We start from the raw sequence: 15433 nt of genomic DNA on the forward strand, positions 1-15433 counted from the left end.
TAACAACCGCTTGTAATTCAGTCGATTGAGTTATTATTTATTCCCGATAGTTATAAAAAAAGCCGCCACGGGCTGGAGTCCGCTTTATTCAGATCCCAGCCCGTGGCGGCTTACGTAAAAAAGTCCAGACTTTAAAAATCTATGCTCTTGACATTATTTTTCGGATGACGGTCGATGAGCAGATTAAGGGGATCAATACCCGCCCGTTCTGGCTTTTGATCGACACGCACGGTAATCGTTTGCTTCGGTTTCGTGATGTGGTGCCGGTGGTAATACAACAGCTTTTCCGGCTGACTACCTTTTGTTTTGGGCGCATATACGCCCACCCACATCCACTCGTTCAGGGGGCGGGGTGTTTCGTTACCGAGGCTGTCGGCCCGTACTTTTTGAGCTTCCACAGTTAGGGTCACGTCGTAGTAGTTCCCCACAGGTTTCACCACGACCTGGTCCGTTTTGAGTTCGTACAGCGTGATCGTGTTGACCCAGTCATTTAGTAGCCCCCGCAAACTGTCTGGTGTAACGGCCCGTAGTTCGGCAGTCAGGTCAGCGGCTGTAGGGTATATACCTGTTTGGGCCACTCTGGCCGTATTCCAGCGGTTTCGGTAGTTCTGCAACGCCTGATTGATGGAAGCCTCACCCAACTGATCCTGCAGGGCATAGAGTACCAGCGCCCCTTTGTTATAATGGATATACGACTGATTTTCGCATTGAGACAGCGGTTGTTCCTTCTGAGTTTCTGCCTGACGCCCTCGCAGGTAGTAATCGAGTTCGTAGCCCAGAAAAGCCTGCATTCGCTCTTTCGGGTAGTGGTGTTTCATCACCATTAGCGCACTGTATTCGGCCAGGGATTCGGAGAGCATGGCGCTGCCTTTCACATTGGCTTCCGTAACCTGATGGCCCCACCACTGGTGGGCTGTTTCATGGGCGGTTACGAAAAAGGGCATGTCGATGTCCGTTGCATCATCAATATCAGCCACAAAGCCCATGTCCTCACCAAAGGGAATCGTATTGGCAAACGATTGGGCATACCCTCGGTAACGGGGGAACTCCATGATGCGCAGCTGGCGGTGCTGAAAGCGACCATAGTTCGCCTGGTAATAATCCAGCGACGCCTTCATGGCCCGCATCATGCGGTCGAGGTTGTGGGTATGGCCCGGATGGTAATAGATTTCCAGACTGACCGGTTTCCCGAACTTACCGCCGTACTGTTCTTTTTTGACCAGATAGTGCGCCGACACAATGGAATAGAAATTGGCGATGGACGAATCCATTCGGTAGCTGAAGTACCGCCGGGGTTTTCCATCAGGCCCTGTTTTTGTCCATTCTTTCTGGAGGTAGCCGGGCGCAATAGCCGTTTGTTCGGGGGTGGTGCTGATGGTCATGGCAAACCGAATCTGATCGGCATCATCCCCAAATACGCTTTGTCGCCGTCCTGTCGGGTCGTTTTGCGCCCGCATCCGCTCCGTTAGCTTCAGTCCATTTTCTTTTCGTTTGTCGTCGTCCTGCAGTTCGTAGCGCTCGTTGTACCCAATACTCGGGAAGTAATCATTGGTGAAAAACGTACCATTCTGTACAATGTCAATGTTAGCCCGACCATTCTTGAATCCTCTGGTTCGGTAGAGTACATCGAAATCGAGCCGTACACTATCCCCCACTTGTAATGGACGGTCCAGGTGGTAAATGTGATAGGCGAAATCAGCCACGTATTGATTATCGACCCGGTTCGGGACCGAAAGCCGAAGCTGTTTTACCTGCATTTCATCCGCGCGGTAGGTTTGCAGATGGATTTCGCGAATGGGCTGCGTCGTCTTGTTTTTGAGAATATACCAGCCCGTTGCGGAGAAATCGCGGGTTAGCGGAAACAGATCGACGTTCATGGTTACACTGGTCAGGCGTGGCTGGGGCAGGTCGGCAAACTTCTTCAGGGTTTTCTCATACCGGCTTAGTTCAGCTTCGACCACTTTGCTATTTTTATACGTATTGAGCACGTTGGTGTTGTAGTAAACGTAGGAGCCGCTGGAAACGAACACAACCAGCGTCGCCAGGCAAACGGTCAGCACGGGGCGCGTTAGCTGGTGGCGACCCATGCGCAAGCGCAGTTTCATCAACTCTTCCGATCCCCGCACCGACAGCACAACCGCTCCGGCAAAGAGAATTACGCCGAAGGCTGTCCAGTAGAGCGTTGTCCAGGAGAAAGGAGCTACCTGATGCCCAAAGCCATTCATGTCGGAATAAGTCCCTAAGGAAGCGGAGTCGAACAGGAGTAACCGGTGTTCGATGCCGAGGTACGACAGAACGCCCAATGCCACAAAAAACAGGATCAGCAGCGCGTGTCCGGCAAACTTGTTATTGACCACCGTGTGGATGAAAAAGCCCAGCAGCATAAATGTCAGCATCCCTAGCAACGATCCTCCGTAGAGGCTCTTGGCATAAACAGACAAGTCGATGAGTGCCCCGCCACCCAGAATGACCTGCATAAGCACACCCAGCCCGATTGCCAGCGTAATCATCAGAAAAAACGCGAGGCCTAATCCCAGGTATTTACTCAGCAGCGGTACCCAGTTTGGCACGGGCAATGCATCACTGATGAGGTTGATTCGTACATCGCGCTCTTTCCAGATCAAATCGCCAACGTACAGGACCATCAGGATAAATAGAAACAAGCCAGTAAACAAGCCCATCTTATGCAACATGACATAGGTAGTAGGCAACGTTCTGGACCCGTACCAGTCACCCGTGTTATCGAAGGCCGAAAAAAGAAACATGCCCAATCCGCCAATACTTAACGCCAGAAAAGGAAGGTCTTTCATAACCACTTTGGCGTAGAACAGGGTTAAATGACCAAGATTACTAAACCAGGCACCCTGTCCGTAGCTACGCTTAACCTGCGCCAACGGGCGACGTAACGCAATAGCATCCAGCTCGGCCTTATTGTCTGTTTCCCGTTTTCGTTTAAGCAGCCCGTTCGTCGGTTGATACGAGAAGAATCGGTAGGTGGCCAACAGGGCGAATCCTGCGATACCTATCCATAACAGGCGATTCCAAAGTAGCATATCCGCTAAAGGCAGGAGCTGGCTATTCTGCTGGCTAATGGACCAGTATTGCGTTAGGTAGCCTATTGCCCGCAAACCAAATGGGTCAAGCAGAGCCGCCGTTTCGCGCCGGTCAATCTGGGAAAGTAAGGTACCCGATAATAAATAGAGCATTAGAAAAACCATGCCCTGCGTGAAAACAACCAGCATTTTACGGCTGAGCGCACCGACGGTGAAGAAAATACTGCCAACGATCAGTGCGTTGGGGACAATAATCGTCCAGTAGGGCTGCCAGTAGGTGGCCGCTCTGAACGGTAATAATCGGTCGGCATTGCGCCAGGGAGCAACCTCGCCCAGCATCAGTCCCAGCGGAATGGCAGCCAGCGTGAGCAACAGAATGGACATGGCCCCCAGATAACGGCCCGTTAAAAACTCCCACCGCCGGATAGGCTTTGTAAAGAACAACGCGTCGGTACGGTGTTCGAAATCGCGCACGACCGATACGCCCATGATCGCCGAACTAATGAGAACGCCCATCATCATAAAGAGAACCAGGCTGATGCGTAACACGACCATGGTTGCATTGTCTTTCACGGCTCCGCCCGATAAGCCCTGAATCAGATCAGTGGTAACCGTTGCGAAGCTGAGGCCCAGCAGTAGTGCAAAGAATAAGTATGTTGCGGGGCGGTTTCGGCGATAGCGAAACTCGAAACTGAGAATGGATAACCAGTTCATAGAACAGATGGAAAAACGGATGGACGAAAAGAGTTTCCGGATCAGACGGATTACGTATGTACTACACGGTTAGGCAGCCAGAGCATGCGCCGTTGACCGGAAACGATCGTTCGTTTTGGCACCGGTTATTTCGGTAAAATAGACCTCTTCTAACCCAGCATCAACGGGGACAAATCCATAGCCGGGCATCGATTTGGCATACACGTAGATGACCGGTTCGCCAGCAATCATGCGCTCGTTGATGACCGTATGCTGTTGCTGCATCGACTCTACTTCTTGCGGACGCACGGACTTTTTCCAGATTTGACCTTTGAGCTGGGCCACTGCATCGAGCGGGTGACCGGCGAGCAGCACCTGCCCTTTGTTAACAATCGCCATCCGGCGGCATAGCTCCTGCACATCTTCAACGATATGGGTCGATAAAATGACGATGGCTTCCTGACCCAGTCCGGCCAACAGATTCAGGAACCGGTTGCGTTCGGTGGGGTCCAGGCCCGCCGTTGGTTCATCAACAATGATTAGTTTGGGATTTCCCAACAGGGCCTGGGCAATCCCAAACCGCTGGCGCATACCACCCGAATAGCCACTCAGGTTATTTTTCCGAACGTCCCACAGGTTGACGCGATGGAGCAGCGTTTCGACTGTTTCTTTACGTTCGGCCCGATTATGAATGCCTTTCAAGACAGCTAAATGATTCAGCAGGGTTATGGCATCGATGCGCGGGTAAACCCCAAAATCCTGTGGTAGATACCCCAGCACCCGACGCAATTCATCCGGTTGACGAATAGCATCAATATCCTGACCATCAACATCCTGCAATACGATACGTCCTTCGTCGGGCAATTGCAAAGTAGCAATCGTGCGCATCAAGCTTGATTTACCCGCTCCGTTCGGGCCAAGCAGCCCAAATAACCCTGGCTCGATCGTTAACGACACGTTATTCAGCGCACGTATCGAACCGGCAGACTGGCCGTTCTTGTACGTCTTGGTCAATTTATCGATTAGTAACTTCATGTTTGTAGGGGGAATAAAGTTGAAATAAGGTGATGGCCAGGTCTGGTTTATCGCCCGCTCAGAACACTGTACGGGACTCGAAAAATGTGGTTAATGCACCTTTTTATCCTGCTGCAACACCGCGATAATCAAGTCGTTCAGTGGCAAACTGAGCAGATCGACCAGACTAATGCCGTACAGAGAGGTCACCTGCTGCAGAACGGTCAGGGATAACTCAGTCCGACCCGTTTCCTTTTTACTGTAAGCGGCCTGGCTAACGCCTAACTGGAAAGCAACGTATTCCTGGGGATAGCCGTGGATCTCCCGGAGCTTGCGGATTTTGATAGCAATGTGGTTCATATCGTAGATTGAAAAGTTTGTGTCATTTGATCGACACAAATCAACCTTAGTCAGACATGAATAGAAATTTGTTTCGACCAATGCGCCCACTTCATCGACCAATGTGTCATTACACAAGCTAACTGATTGGTACGCCCACCTGCTACTTCGATGAATGACGAGTTACCTGCCTTCTATTTCCAATAAACGACACTTAGTTGATGACCTGGGGCTTACGTATAAAACATAGTATATTCTTCGCGGCAAGGCCAAGCCCCAATAAATCTGATCTCAAAGGGTGTTGCAATCAATCCATATACTTCCATTTCTCCACCAGGAACGGCTATTTAATACTGACAATAATCTCTATATAACTTATCTGAATAAACTATATCTCAATGGGTTACGATACAACGTATTGTTATTGAATTCAGGTCGATTACAGGCAACCTTTGTTTCATCAAAACAGCACAAAAAAAATCAATTCTAAATCAATGTTAACCATAAAGCAAAAAAGCCATGAAAAACCGCATCAATTCCGAATTCTCTTTTGAAGTATGGATGAATAATGACGTCGACTCGATGGCCCACGACGCGGGCTCGTTCGATGACAATTGGCTCGTATCCGCTGGTGACCTATTTGGTCAGATGGACCTATCGATGGACGATTCAGCTAATTACTACGACGAAGCTGCCTAGTCAATTAGCATTAACTCAATTACGGGATAAAAAATCCTTATTGAAATAAGTAAATTTTCCATACTGTAGACGAATATATACCATCAGTTATCTGCTATAACCTAATCGAATAAAATACAATATTTAGTTGTTGATAGCTGATTATTTACCGCACACCTTTGTCCCATTAAAACGGAAAAAATTGATAAGAAGTAAGACAAAATAAACACTAAACAAATCGAATACATTATGAAAAATAAATCAATACAGTCGAACGAATTAACGCCGTTGAGCGAAGTCGAACTACCACAAATAACGGGCGGCAGTGATGATGTACCCGTAACGATAGATATCTATTTTCCCCGGCCTTTCCCCATCATCAAATTTCCACCTATCAAGTTTCCTCCCATCCGATTACCATTACCAATTGATCCGGGTATATTGTAGTTCAGCTAACTAAATAATTACGATTAATTTACGCATAGTATTTATACAGAGTAAGCTATATTATTATCTCAACCCATCATTCAAAAAGTACGTTTTCCAGAACTGTAAGCGTACAATGCGTGGGTGAAAAGAGGAGAGTTAATCAAAAAAAAATCAGTAGCCATTTAACGTATCAAGCAGGTGGGATAAGATCGGGCAACTCCCCCGCTCTCTTTGGCGGGGAAGTTCTTTCAACAACCTAGCAGACCACGTATAAAATAGTACATGAAGCTATAGAGTATAATCAATAGTTATTGAATCAACCACTTATCTATCAGACATTTACATCAGAAATAGGCAAAAAAAACAACCAGAAATCATGACTAAAATGAATCTATTGGTCGTAGCTGGCTTACTGCTCCTGGCGACAGCCTGCAGAGAGAGCTCTCCGGTGATGCCGGTCCATACAGCATCCCAGGAAAGCACCTCAGAACCGGTACTGATTGTCCCCCTGGACGATTCGGTACACGTGAACAAAGGCAAAGGCCGACCTGTCAAGGTAAACCCCGAAGTGCCTGGCTCACTACGCCACGCCGATGTAATGCCGATAGAGGTGGTCGAAGACAAGTAGGAACGAAGTGACTGTTTAACAAATAGTTTAACCTAGTAAATCAATTCAAAAAATATGCTGATAGACCTAACGAAAACGGAATTGGGGACCATTGAAGGTGGAAACTGGCTTAATGACCTGGCTCGCGCAGCCGACACAGTTCTCGACGTTTGCGATGACTTTCAAAATAACGGTTCAAATCGCCCATTTCAGAAATACGAATAAACAACTAAACGTATGCAAACAGACAACCAAACTCAGGAACTAACTCCGAAGGAACAACAGGAACTAACAGGCGGCAACTGGCTGTATGAGGCCGCAAAGGCTGTTGCCGAAGCCGTTCTGGATATGGTCAGCTACAAAGGTCCACAGGCATAACGCCATGACCGACTAGGCTCCATCTAGTTCACTAGCCTGGAGTTATCAATTGCGAATTAATTAATAGACACAGGGTTGGCGATCTGCTGAATAACTCAAGGAAGATGCCTGTAATACGTTTGATAGCTATCGGGCACAGATCCCGTAGGTAACGATCAGGCAGACGGTTTTCACTAGCAATAAACGATCTCTGTGATATAGATTGAGAGTGCCCTCCTGGCCAACGCATCCCGGGTAAGCCGTGGCCGGAAGGAATAGAGTATACATTGTTTTATACCATTTTAACAAATCAAATCATGACTAATTTTAATCTTGACCAAGCCGAAGTAGTTGAATTGAAAGGTGCTGAGATGACCGAAGTAGACGGTGGTGGTGCCATCGGAACAATACTCTGTATCGCTGGTGCAATTTGTAATTTTCTTGGGCTGTAGAGTAAAGCAATCTGACTGCCGACAATCTCAATAGTTTGACGAGTATACCTAACTACCCTTTGGGGGAAACTGGCATGGCCCAGTACAGAAGATAGATAAAATTTCTTGTCAAAAATTGAAAAAAGTTAAGCAGGATTTTGCGAATATAATACACTTATTTTTATACCAATTTAATCAATAAAATCATGACTAATTTTAATTTTGATCAAGCCGAAGTAGCTGAATTGAAGGCCGCTGAAATGACCGAAGTAGAAGGTGGAGGCATCATCGGTTTGGTACTCACCGTAGCGGGTATCATTTGCAATTACTATGGCGTTTAAGTAAAGCCATCTTACCAGAGATTCAGGTACTATATTTTATTTATTATTAACTATCAAAACAAATCAAACAATGTCTAATTTTAATTTTGATCAAGCTGAAGTAGTAGAATTGAAGGATGCTGAAATGATTGATGTCGATGGCGGCCTGGCACCGGTTGTTGCTGTTGCTCTTATCATTGCCGGTGGCGGACTCTTGGTCTTTGCTGCAGGCGTAGCTGAAGGCATGCTGGAAGTTTACAACTCGAAACACTAATAGCTATTCTTATACTTTAAAACTTATTTATACAATGGAAAATTATAACATCGAATTGACACCCCTTACAAACGAGGATCTGATTGAATATCAAGGTGGAGTTGATCTGTCTGGTCTTGGCGACTGGATTACGAATACTCTCGATAACATCCATACGTACGGTAAAAACTTAGGTCGTCAAATTGGCGAAGCTATCTGGTAAGCAAACGATACGATATACAGCCAGCCCCAGGGGTTGGCTGTATATCGTTTTAGAACGAATATTATGAAACATATTCTTGCCTCACCGTTTATTCAGGCGCTACTGCTTGTCGTTGTTCTGGCAATTATCAGTAAAATTGGATTGATTGACTTTTTTTATCGAATCGGTAAAAGTTTAGGTAAGCAGTTAGGTGAATTTTTCTTCTAACGAGTTTCTCTGTAAACATTCATACTCAAGCCATGCCCAAAGAGCTGACCCTGTCTACCTTTAAAGCGCAACTCTACGGTGGAGTTGCGTTTCTCATTGGTATTCCCTTAATGGTCTGGCCGTTTACCAGCATCTGGCTGGGATCGCTAAATAAACTCACCGGTTCTGGCGACGATTTTGCCCGGCTTCTCTGGTTCATGGTTGCCATGTTTGCTGGCATCGTAGTACATGAATTGATACACGGACTGACGGCAAAGTGGATTGGACGGCTGTCGTGGCGAAGCATCAAGTTTGGTATATATTGGTCTACCATCACTCCATATTGCCACCCTACCATGCCGATGCCCGCCCATGCCTATCGGCTGGTTGTCGGTATGCCGCTCGTAATCATGGGGCTGCTCCCCTATGGCTTTGCGCTGGCAACGGGTAGTGGCTGGCTTTGTGCGCTTAGCATATTTTTTACCCTGGCGGCAGCGGGCGACATGATGATTTTATGGATCATGCGGCATCTACGATCTAACGATATGGTGCAGGATCATCCCACCAAAGTAGGGCTGCTGGTTGTCATGTCCAGCATTACAACCCGATAGCATACGGTATTCCCCACTGTTATAAAGTACAACTACCTGTTATTGAACCTCGTATAGCACCGCCCGACCTTTGAGATAAGATTTTATCCCAAACGTCAACGCGATGCAACATCAACTACACCCGCCTACCGTCATTGAGCACACGACGGAGGCTTATCTGCCCCAGGTTACGGTTCGGGGGCAGCTTATCTATTGCTCCGTTACCCTGGCCATCGTGGCGGCCCTTTGTGCCCTTCCATTCGTCTATACGGAGGTATCTGTGCAGAGCAGTGGCATGGTCCGCACGGTAGCCGAACGCAATGAACTTCGCCCGCTTGTGGCAGGCACCATTGCCGAAGTGCTCGTCCACGACAATCAGCCCGTACGCCGGAACCAGCCCATGATCCGGCTCCAGACCGACGTACTGGACAGTAAACTCCGGCTGAACCGTTCTCAGCAAAGCGAAAAAAACCTCAATATCCACGACCTCGACCGGCTCGTACACGCTTCCCGCCAAAACCTGTTGTCAATATCCGGGCTGCAATCGCCGGTGGTGCGGCAACAATATGAGCAATTCCGGTTTTTGCTCACGGAGAACACCCAGACGCAAACCAAGCGCAAACGTGAGTTAGACGTGACCCAGCAGCTTTACCAGGACAAAGTTTTGGCGAAGCAGGAGTTTGAAGACAAAGAATACACCTACAACACGGTAGTCGCACAATACGCATCGCAGATAGAACGCCAGGTGAGCGAGTGGCAGGCCAGCCTCAACCAACACCAGCTCGCGCTTGATGAACTCCGCGCCCAGGAACGTCAACTGCTTAACGAGCAAAAACTGCATACCATCAAGGCCCCCGTAGACGGCACAGTCAGTCAGTTGGGCGGCCGTTATGCCGGCTCCTACGTACAGCCCGGTGAAGTGCTCGGCGTGATCTCGCCCGATTCCAACCTGCTGGTCGAGTGCTATGTATCGCCAAAAGACATTGGCCTGCTACGGCCCGGTATGATCACCCGCATGCAGGTCGACGCCTTCGACTACAATCAGTGGGGCATGGCGCAGGGCAAAATTACCGAAGTATCGAACGACATTATTGTGATGAACGATACGCCCGTGTTTCGGATCAAGTGCCAGCTCGACCAGAATTTCCTCGCGCTCAAAGAAGGGTATAAAGGCTACCTCAAAAAAGGCATGACCGTACGGGCGCGGTTTGTGGTGACGCGTCGCAGCCTGTTCGACCTCCTCTACGACAATGCCGACGACTGGCTCAACCCGAAGAACACCCCCGCCTTAGCCGCGAAATAACTAAACCCCCTCCTCAAGAAATCATGGCAAAGAAAACGATACTCAAACAACACGACATTACCGATTGCGGAGCGGCTTGTCTGGCGTCGATCTCGGCACATTATAACCTGATGATGCCCATCGCCCGCATCCGTCAGATGGCCTCTACCGACCAGAAAGGAACGAATGTACTGGGTATGATCGAAGCAGCTCACCGGCTGGGTTTCCAGGCGAAGGGCGTACGCGGCACGTTCGAAAGCCTGAGCAAGATTCCAAAACCGGCTATTGCTCACATTATCGTAAAGGAAGTTCTGCACCATTTTGTGGTCATCTACGACGTAACCGACAAATACATCGTTGTGATGGACCCTGGGCCGGGCAAATTCATAAAACATACCCACGAAGAGTTCAAGAAAATCTGGACCGGCGTGTTGATTCTCCTGCTGCCCGATGATCAATTTACGACTGGCAACGAGAAAATATCGGCCACGCAGCGTTTCTGGCAATTGGTACGACCGCACCGCAATGTGATGATACAGGCGCTTTTCGGGGCCTTGATCTATACGGTGCTGGGGCTGTCGACGTCGATTTATGTGCAGAAGATTGTCGACAACGTCATCGTGGAAGGGAACCGGAATCTGCTCAATCTGCTCAGTATCGTGATGGTACTGATTCTGGTACTGCAACTCTTCATCGGCAGCATGAAAAGCATGTTTGCGCTCAAAACAGGGCAGCAAATCGACGCACGGCTGATTCTGGGGTATTATAAACACCTGATGAAACTACCGCAGCAATTCTTCGATACGATGCGGGTGGGCGAAATTATTTCCCGAATCAACGACGCGGTGAAGATACGGGCCTTCATCAATGATGCCGCTACGGGTCTGGTCGTCAACCTATTCATCGTGCTGTTCTCCTTCGGCATGATGTTCACCTACGACTGGAAGCTGGCGATGATCATGCTGGCCGTCATTCCGTTTTACGGCGTTATATACCTGATCGTCAACAAGCTAAACAGAAAGTACCAACGAACGCTGATGGAAGATGCCGCCGAGCTGGAGTCGCAGCTGGTCGAGTCGCTAAACGCAATGGGTACCATCAAGCGGTTTGGGCTGGAGGAATTTGCCAATGTCAAAACGGAGACGCGATTCATTAAACTGCTTAAAACCATTTTCACCTCGGCCCGCAACTCGGTCTGGTCAGGCAACGCGACGGAAATCGTGTCGCGGCTGTTCACCATCGTGCTCCTTTGGGTGGGGTCCGGCTTTGTGATCGACAACCAGATAACTCCCGGCGAGCTGCTGTCGTTCTACGCCCTCATCGGCTATTTCACCGGTCCGGCAAGCCAACTAATTGGGGCTAACCGAACCGTGCAAGATGCACTCATTGCTGCCGATCGTTTGTTCGAAATTATGGATCTGGAACGGGAAGAGACCGAGAATAAAATCGAACTTAAACCGGAGATGATTGGTGATATCCGCTTTACCGATGTATCGTTTCGCTACGGCACCCGTACCCAGGTATTCGATAACCTCAGCCTAACCGTACCTCGTGGGAAGATCACCGCCGTTGTGGGCGAAAGTGGTTCGGGCAAGTCTACGATGCTGTCTCTGCTGCAAAACCTGTACCCGCTCCAGAGCGGCAGCATTCATATCGGCGATTACGACATTAAGCACGTTAGTAATGACAGCATCCGGCGTCGGGTGAGCGTGGTTCCGCAGAAGATCGACCTCTTTGCCGGAAACGTAATCGACAACATCGCCGTCGGCGAATACCAGCCCGATATGCAGCGTATTGTGGCCATCTGCCAGCGACTCGGCATTACGGATTTCATCGAGAAACTACCCAATGGCTTTCATACCTACCTCGGCGAAAACGGGGCAAGTTTATCGGGCGGGCAGAAGCAGCGCATTGCCATTGCCCGGGCCCTGTACCAAAACCCTGAGGTCTTGATTCTGGACGAGGCTACCTCGTCGCTCGATTCCATTTCGGAGCAGTGCGTGCAGGAAACGATTCAGCACTTGCGGGAACACAACAAAACCGTCATTCTCATTGCGCACCGACTAAGCACCGTGATGAACGCCGACAAAATTGTGGTCATCGAACAAGGTAAACTAATCGAAGAAGGGTCACACTTCGAGTTGCTGGCCCAGAAAACCGCTTATTACAAGCTCTGGGCCTCCCAAATGCCATTAACCTTCAGTACGATAGCACAGTCGCCACTGGATCTGCTCCAGATCAGCGCCAACGGCGATCAAGCCGTTTCCAGAATTGACAACACCGACTCTAAATCCGCCCTGGTCGCATGAAACATATATGCCTGCTCCTACTCGCGTTGAGCCTGTTTAATCCGGCCGTGGCTCAAGGCCCCCTACCCTCCTTGCCAACATCGGCCGAACCACGCTCGACCACGTTGACGCTTGACCAATGCCTTACACTGGCGCTGGAAAATCAGCCAGCCCTACGGCAGTCAGTCCTGCAAAAGCAAGTGGCTGACAATACCGCGGAGCAAACCCGAAAAAGTCAGTTGCCGGTCTTATCGGCCCTGACTAATCAGGGAATGAATTTCGGGCGTAACATTGATCCGTATACGAATGGCATTACCAACGCCCAAATCGCAACCAGCAACGCCGGGCTGGGTCTGAACTGGACCATTTTCAACGGATTTCAGCTAAAGAATACCTTGTTACAGCAAAGCCTGATCGCCCAGGCGAGTCAATTTGACGTAGCGGCCATCAAGAACAACATTACCCTCAATACCTTACTAGCGTATCTGCAGGTTCTGTCAGCACAGGATTTACTGGCGGCAAGTTCCGTGCAGGTGGCGGTAGCACAGGCCCAGGTTGAACGAACTGAAAAGCTGGTGAAGATGGGCACTGTAGCTCCATTTAATCTCTACGATGCCAAAAGCCAGCTGGCCATCGACGACATGCAACGGGTACAGGCCAAAACCAACCTGAACGCAGCCCTGCTGACCTTGTTGCAGGTATTGAACCTGCCCGCCACCACGCCCTTAGAACTGGTGCGACTATCGGACACGATGTCATCGATGCAACCCGGCTTAACCGATGCGCACCAGTTGTACGGCCAGGCACGAACATTTATGCCCGAAGTGCTGGCCGCCGACCTGCGGACTAAAGCGGCACAAAAAGGAATTGACCTGGCCAAAGGGCTCGCCTACCCAAATGTAACCCTGACCGCTAACTGGGGAACATCGTTCTCCAGCGCGGCCCGACAGAATGTATTTGGCACGGACATGATCGAGCAGGCAACGACTGGCTTTGTCGATGTAGCGGGTCAGGCCTACCCCGTAAAAGTGCTGGCCCCAACATCGGCGACGGAGCGCATTGGCTATTTTCACCAGCTCGACAACAATCAGTACAAAAGCGTGGGTATCAGCATCCGCATCCCGATCCTGAACGGCTTTCAGGTGCGTTACAGAACAACCAATGCGCGATTACAGCAGCAGTTAGCCGAGTCGCAAGCCGAGGGCGTCCGGCGAAATCTAAGGCAGGCTATTGATCAGGCGGTTAATCAGTTGGAAAACGCTCAAGATCGTTACAAGGCTTTAGATCAACAGGTTTCGGTCTTAGGCCAGTCCTTTAAAGCTGCCGAAGCCCGCTACAACGCTGGCCTACTAAACGCCGTAGACTACAATCTGGCGAAGAGCAATGTTGACCGAGCATCGGTTAATTTAATTCAGCTTCACTACGAGACGCTCCTTCGCGAGAAGATTGTTGACTTTTACAGGCGAGGTGAGTTATAACAACGCCTTAGTTCTAACTTACCTACTTATACTATAATAACGCTGTATCTGCAGTTTATAAGTACTAAAGCAAACCAGCGTGGCGTATATCCCGTATGCTATGGATTAAGGTTAACACGTAGTAAACCATCGCCCTCAGCTACTAAAAAATAGCTCCGCAAAACGTCCGATTAAACTAAGGACAAGATACTAATGGGACGGTTCACCAACTGACAATGGATTTGCTGGATAACTCCCTGGTCGACGGCCTTGAAAATGCCTGGCCTAACACCTTCCAGAACATACCTGATATAAACACGATTATTGCCGTAGCGGGTTGCTACGGACGATTTAGGCCAACGAATTATCTGGGCTTTGGTAGACCAGGGAGATGAAGTCCGCATCCTGGTTCGCCCCAGTAGTAGCCCCGCCACCCTACAGAATTTTGAGAAACAGGGCGTCCAGGTCGTCAGGATTACGACCTGGGCCGTCCCTGAACTTACCGAAGCCTGTCGGGGTATTTCCTGTTTCGTATCGGCTCTGTCGGGTCTGCGGGAAACGGTCATTGATGCTCAGCAGGCCTTGCTCGATGCGGCAGTGGCGGCTGGGGTACCCCGATTTATTCCTTCCGACTACTCGATTGACTTCACCAGGTTTCAAGCCGGGCGAAATCGCAACCTCGATTTACGGCGGGAGTTTCACGTCTACCTGGATAGGACTCCGACAGAAGCGTCTCGCCAGCCTGTAGGTCGGCGGCCAGCAGCCCGCTATACAGCACCAGGAGCACTCCATTCGATAAATGAGGTCGCCCGGTGGGCACCGGGGCTTGAGTGCTGTTCGCCCCGTTGGGACATCGCCAGGTAATCGGCTTCATTGTTTTATAAATTCGCTACCGCCAGCGAACTAGAATCGGGCAACAGATAAGCTAAGGCCGGTCAAACTACTCCGTTTCTGCTGAGTTATTCGCAGCCATAACCTGTCCCGTTTCTTTACAAGGACTGAATTAGGCAGACCATTTATTTTCAGGATCAGATAATAGTCATCACTTTTCAGGACAAGTTATAGTGAGGTGCCTGTGACTTCGAGTACTTGTTAAAGTCAAAACAATCATACTATCCTCCTATTTACCATGAATGTTATACAATCCACACGTAGGGTTTTCCTTCCGATAACGAAAGGTAAATTACTAACCCTCAGAACCACCTTTGAAGTTACTCTGGTAAGCTTCATCGT

Annotated in this window: 17 protein-coding genes; 14 read left to right on the forward strand and 3 right to left on the reverse strand. The window is 49.3% G+C overall.

The features are described from left to right. Positions 1 to 131: 131 nt before the first annotated feature. From ACYVAM_RS19205 to ACYVAM_RS19215, 3 genes are all read right to left on the reverse strand, one after another. Positions 132 to 3767, reverse strand: a complete 3636-nt coding sequence (locus ACYVAM_RS19205; protein WP_461069954.1) for an ABC transporter permease/M1 family aminopeptidase — start codon at positions 3765 to 3767, stop codon at positions 132 to 134. A 69-nt stretch (positions 3768 to 3836) separates the two neighbouring features. After that, positions 3837 to 4781: an ABC transporter ATP-binding protein gene (locus tag ACYVAM_RS19210; protein WP_461069956.1), complete on the reverse strand. Its 945-nt coding sequence runs from the start codon at positions 4779 to 4781 to the stop codon at positions 3837 to 3839. A 90-nt stretch (positions 4782 to 4871) separates the two neighbouring features. Continuing rightward, positions 4872 to 5120 carry a helix-turn-helix domain-containing protein gene (locus ACYVAM_RS19215; RefSeq protein WP_460941164.1) on the reverse strand — a complete coding sequence of 83 codons (249 nt, stop codon included), beginning with the start codon at positions 5118 to 5120 and terminating at the stop codon, positions 4872 to 4874. Between the two features lie 498 nt (positions 5121 to 5618). Here ACYVAM_RS19215 and ACYVAM_RS19220 point away from each other — a divergent pair, with 498 nt between their 5' ends. The 14 genes from ACYVAM_RS19220 (at position 5619) to ACYVAM_RS19285 (ending at position 15064) form a co-directional block, all read left to right on the forward strand. Next, the gene (locus ACYVAM_RS19220) at positions 5619 to 5798 is read left to right on the forward strand and encodes a hypothetical protein (RefSeq protein ID WP_461069958.1); all 180 of its coding nucleotides are present in this window, start codon (positions 5619 to 5621) and stop codon (positions 5796 to 5798) included. A gap of 228 nt (positions 5799 to 6026) precedes the next feature. After that, positions 6027 to 6224 carry a hypothetical protein gene (locus ACYVAM_RS19225; protein WP_461069960.1) on the forward strand — a complete coding sequence of 66 codons (198 nt, stop codon included), beginning with the start codon at positions 6027 to 6029 and terminating at the stop codon, positions 6222 to 6224. Positions 6225 to 6582: 358 nt separating this feature from the next. After that, positions 6583 to 6834 carry a hypothetical protein gene (locus ACYVAM_RS19230; RefSeq protein ID WP_461069962.1) on the forward strand — a complete coding sequence of 84 codons (252 nt, stop codon included), beginning with the start codon at positions 6583 to 6585 and terminating at the stop codon, positions 6832 to 6834. 216 nt (positions 6835 to 7050) lie between these two features. Beyond that, positions 7051 to 7191: a hypothetical protein gene (locus ACYVAM_RS19235; RefSeq protein ID WP_461069964.1), complete on the forward strand. Its 141-nt coding sequence runs from the start codon at positions 7051 to 7053 to the stop codon at positions 7189 to 7191. A gap of 296 nt (positions 7192 to 7487) precedes the next feature. Beyond that, entirely contained in the window at positions 7488 to 7622 is a 135-nt protein-coding gene (locus ACYVAM_RS19240; RefSeq protein ID WP_461069966.1) for a hypothetical protein, read from the forward strand. Positions 7623 to 7807: 185 nt separating this feature from the next. Then, complete coding sequence (locus tag ACYVAM_RS19245) at positions 7808 to 7942, forward strand: hypothetical protein (RefSeq protein ID WP_461069968.1); 135 nt, start codon at positions 7808 to 7810, stop codon at positions 7940 to 7942. Between the two features lie 70 nt (positions 7943 to 8012). Further along, positions 8013 to 8195, forward strand: coding sequence for a class IIb bacteriocin, lactobin A/cerein 7B family (locus ACYVAM_RS19250; RefSeq protein ID WP_461069970.1), 183 nt, complete (start codon positions 8013 to 8015; stop codon positions 8193 to 8195). 34 nt (positions 8196 to 8229) lie between these two features. Next, positions 8230 to 8397, forward strand: a complete 168-nt coding sequence (locus ACYVAM_RS19255; protein ID WP_461069972.1) for a hypothetical protein — start codon at positions 8230 to 8232, stop codon at positions 8395 to 8397. Between the two features lie 63 nt (positions 8398 to 8460). Then, a complete protein-coding gene (locus ACYVAM_RS19260) occupies positions 8461 to 8604 on the forward strand; it encodes a hypothetical protein (RefSeq protein ID WP_461069974.1) in 144 nt (47 codons plus the stop codon). Positions 8605 to 8636: 32 nt separating this feature from the next. Then, on the forward strand, positions 8637 to 9194 hold the full coding sequence (locus tag ACYVAM_RS19265; protein ID WP_461069976.1) for a DUF3267 domain-containing protein: 558 nt from the start codon (positions 8637 to 8639) through the stop codon (positions 9192 to 9194). A 103-nt stretch (positions 9195 to 9297) separates the two neighbouring features. Continuing rightward, positions 9298 to 10476 carry an HlyD family secretion protein gene (locus ACYVAM_RS19270; RefSeq protein WP_461069978.1) on the forward strand — a complete coding sequence of 393 codons (1179 nt, stop codon included), beginning with the start codon at positions 9298 to 9300 and terminating at the stop codon, positions 10474 to 10476. A gap of 23 nt (positions 10477 to 10499) precedes the next feature. Beyond that, the gene (locus tag ACYVAM_RS19275; protein ID WP_461069980.1) at positions 10500 to 12764 is read left to right on the forward strand and encodes a peptidase domain-containing ABC transporter; all 2265 of its coding nucleotides are present in this window, start codon (positions 10500 to 10502) and stop codon (positions 12762 to 12764) included. Then, positions 12761 to 14221: a TolC family protein gene (locus ACYVAM_RS19280; RefSeq protein ID WP_461069982.1), complete on the forward strand. Its 1461-nt coding sequence runs from the start codon at positions 12761 to 12763 to the stop codon at positions 14219 to 14221. The genes ACYVAM_RS19275 and ACYVAM_RS19280 overlap by 4 nt, the downstream gene beginning before the upstream one ends. Positions 14222 to 14575: 354 nt before the next feature. After that, the gene (locus tag ACYVAM_RS19285) at positions 14576 to 15064 is read left to right on the forward strand and encodes an NmrA family NAD(P)-binding protein (protein WP_461069984.1); all 489 of its coding nucleotides are present in this window, start codon (positions 14576 to 14578) and stop codon (positions 15062 to 15064) included. The last annotated feature ends 369 nt before the right edge of the window (positions 15065 to 15433 follow it).

Source organism: Spirosoma horti (assembly GCF_054776595.1).

What these genes read in the sequence shown, in the direction of transcription:
- ACYVAM_RS19205 (WP_461069954.1), bottom strand. Translation starts at nt 3,767, where the DNA reads ATGAACTGGTTATCCATTCTCAGTTTCGAGTTTCGCTATCGCCGAAAC.
- ACYVAM_RS19230 (WP_461069962.1), top strand. Translation starts at nt 6,583, where the DNA reads ATGACTAAAATGAATCTATTGGTCGTAGCTGGCTTACTGCTCCTGGCG.
- ACYVAM_RS19250 (WP_461069970.1), top strand. Translation starts at nt 8,013, where the DNA reads ATGTCTAATTTTAATTTTGATCAAGCTGAAGTAGTAGAATTGAAGGAT.
- ACYVAM_RS19270 (WP_461069978.1), top strand. Translation starts at nt 9,298, where the DNA reads ATGCAACATCAACTACACCCGCCTACCGTCATTGAGCACACGACGGAG.
- ACYVAM_RS19265 (WP_461069976.1), top strand. Translation starts at nt 8,637, where the DNA reads ATGCCCAAAGAGCTGACCCTGTCTACCTTTAAAGCGCAACTCTACGGT.
- ACYVAM_RS19225 (WP_461069960.1), top strand. Translation starts at nt 6,027, where the DNA reads ATGAAAAATAAATCAATACAGTCGAACGAATTAACGCCGTTGAGCGAA.
- ACYVAM_RS19260 (WP_461069974.1), top strand. Translation starts at nt 8,461, where the DNA reads ATGAAACATATTCTTGCCTCACCGTTTATTCAGGCGCTACTGCTTGTC.
- ACYVAM_RS19215 (WP_460941164.1), bottom strand. Translation starts at nt 5,120, where the DNA reads ATGAACCACATTGCTATCAAAATCCGCAAGCTCCGGGAGATCCACGGC.
- ACYVAM_RS19280 (WP_461069982.1), top strand. Translation starts at nt 12,761, where the DNA reads ATGAAACATATATGCCTGCTCCTACTCGCGTTGAGCCTGTTTAATCCG.
- ACYVAM_RS19275 (WP_461069980.1), top strand. Translation starts at nt 10,500, where the DNA reads ATGGCAAAGAAAACGATACTCAAACAACACGACATTACCGATTGCGGA.
- ACYVAM_RS19240 (WP_461069966.1), top strand. Translation starts at nt 7,488, where the DNA reads ATGACTAATTTTAATCTTGACCAAGCCGAAGTAGTTGAATTGAAAGGT.
- ACYVAM_RS19235 (WP_461069964.1), top strand. Translation starts at nt 7,051, where the DNA reads ATGCAAACAGACAACCAAACTCAGGAACTAACTCCGAAGGAACAACAG.
- ACYVAM_RS19255 (WP_461069972.1), top strand. Translation starts at nt 8,230, where the DNA reads ATGGAAAATTATAACATCGAATTGACACCCCTTACAAACGAGGATCTG.
- ACYVAM_RS19220 (WP_461069958.1), top strand. Translation starts at nt 5,619, where the DNA reads ATGAAAAACCGCATCAATTCCGAATTCTCTTTTGAAGTATGGATGAAT.
- ACYVAM_RS19210 (WP_461069956.1), bottom strand. Translation starts at nt 4,781, where the DNA reads ATGAAGTTACTAATCGATAAATTGACCAAGACGTACAAGAACGGCCAG.
- ACYVAM_RS19245 (WP_461069968.1), top strand. Translation starts at nt 7,808, where the DNA reads ATGACTAATTTTAATTTTGATCAAGCCGAAGTAGCTGAATTGAAGGCC.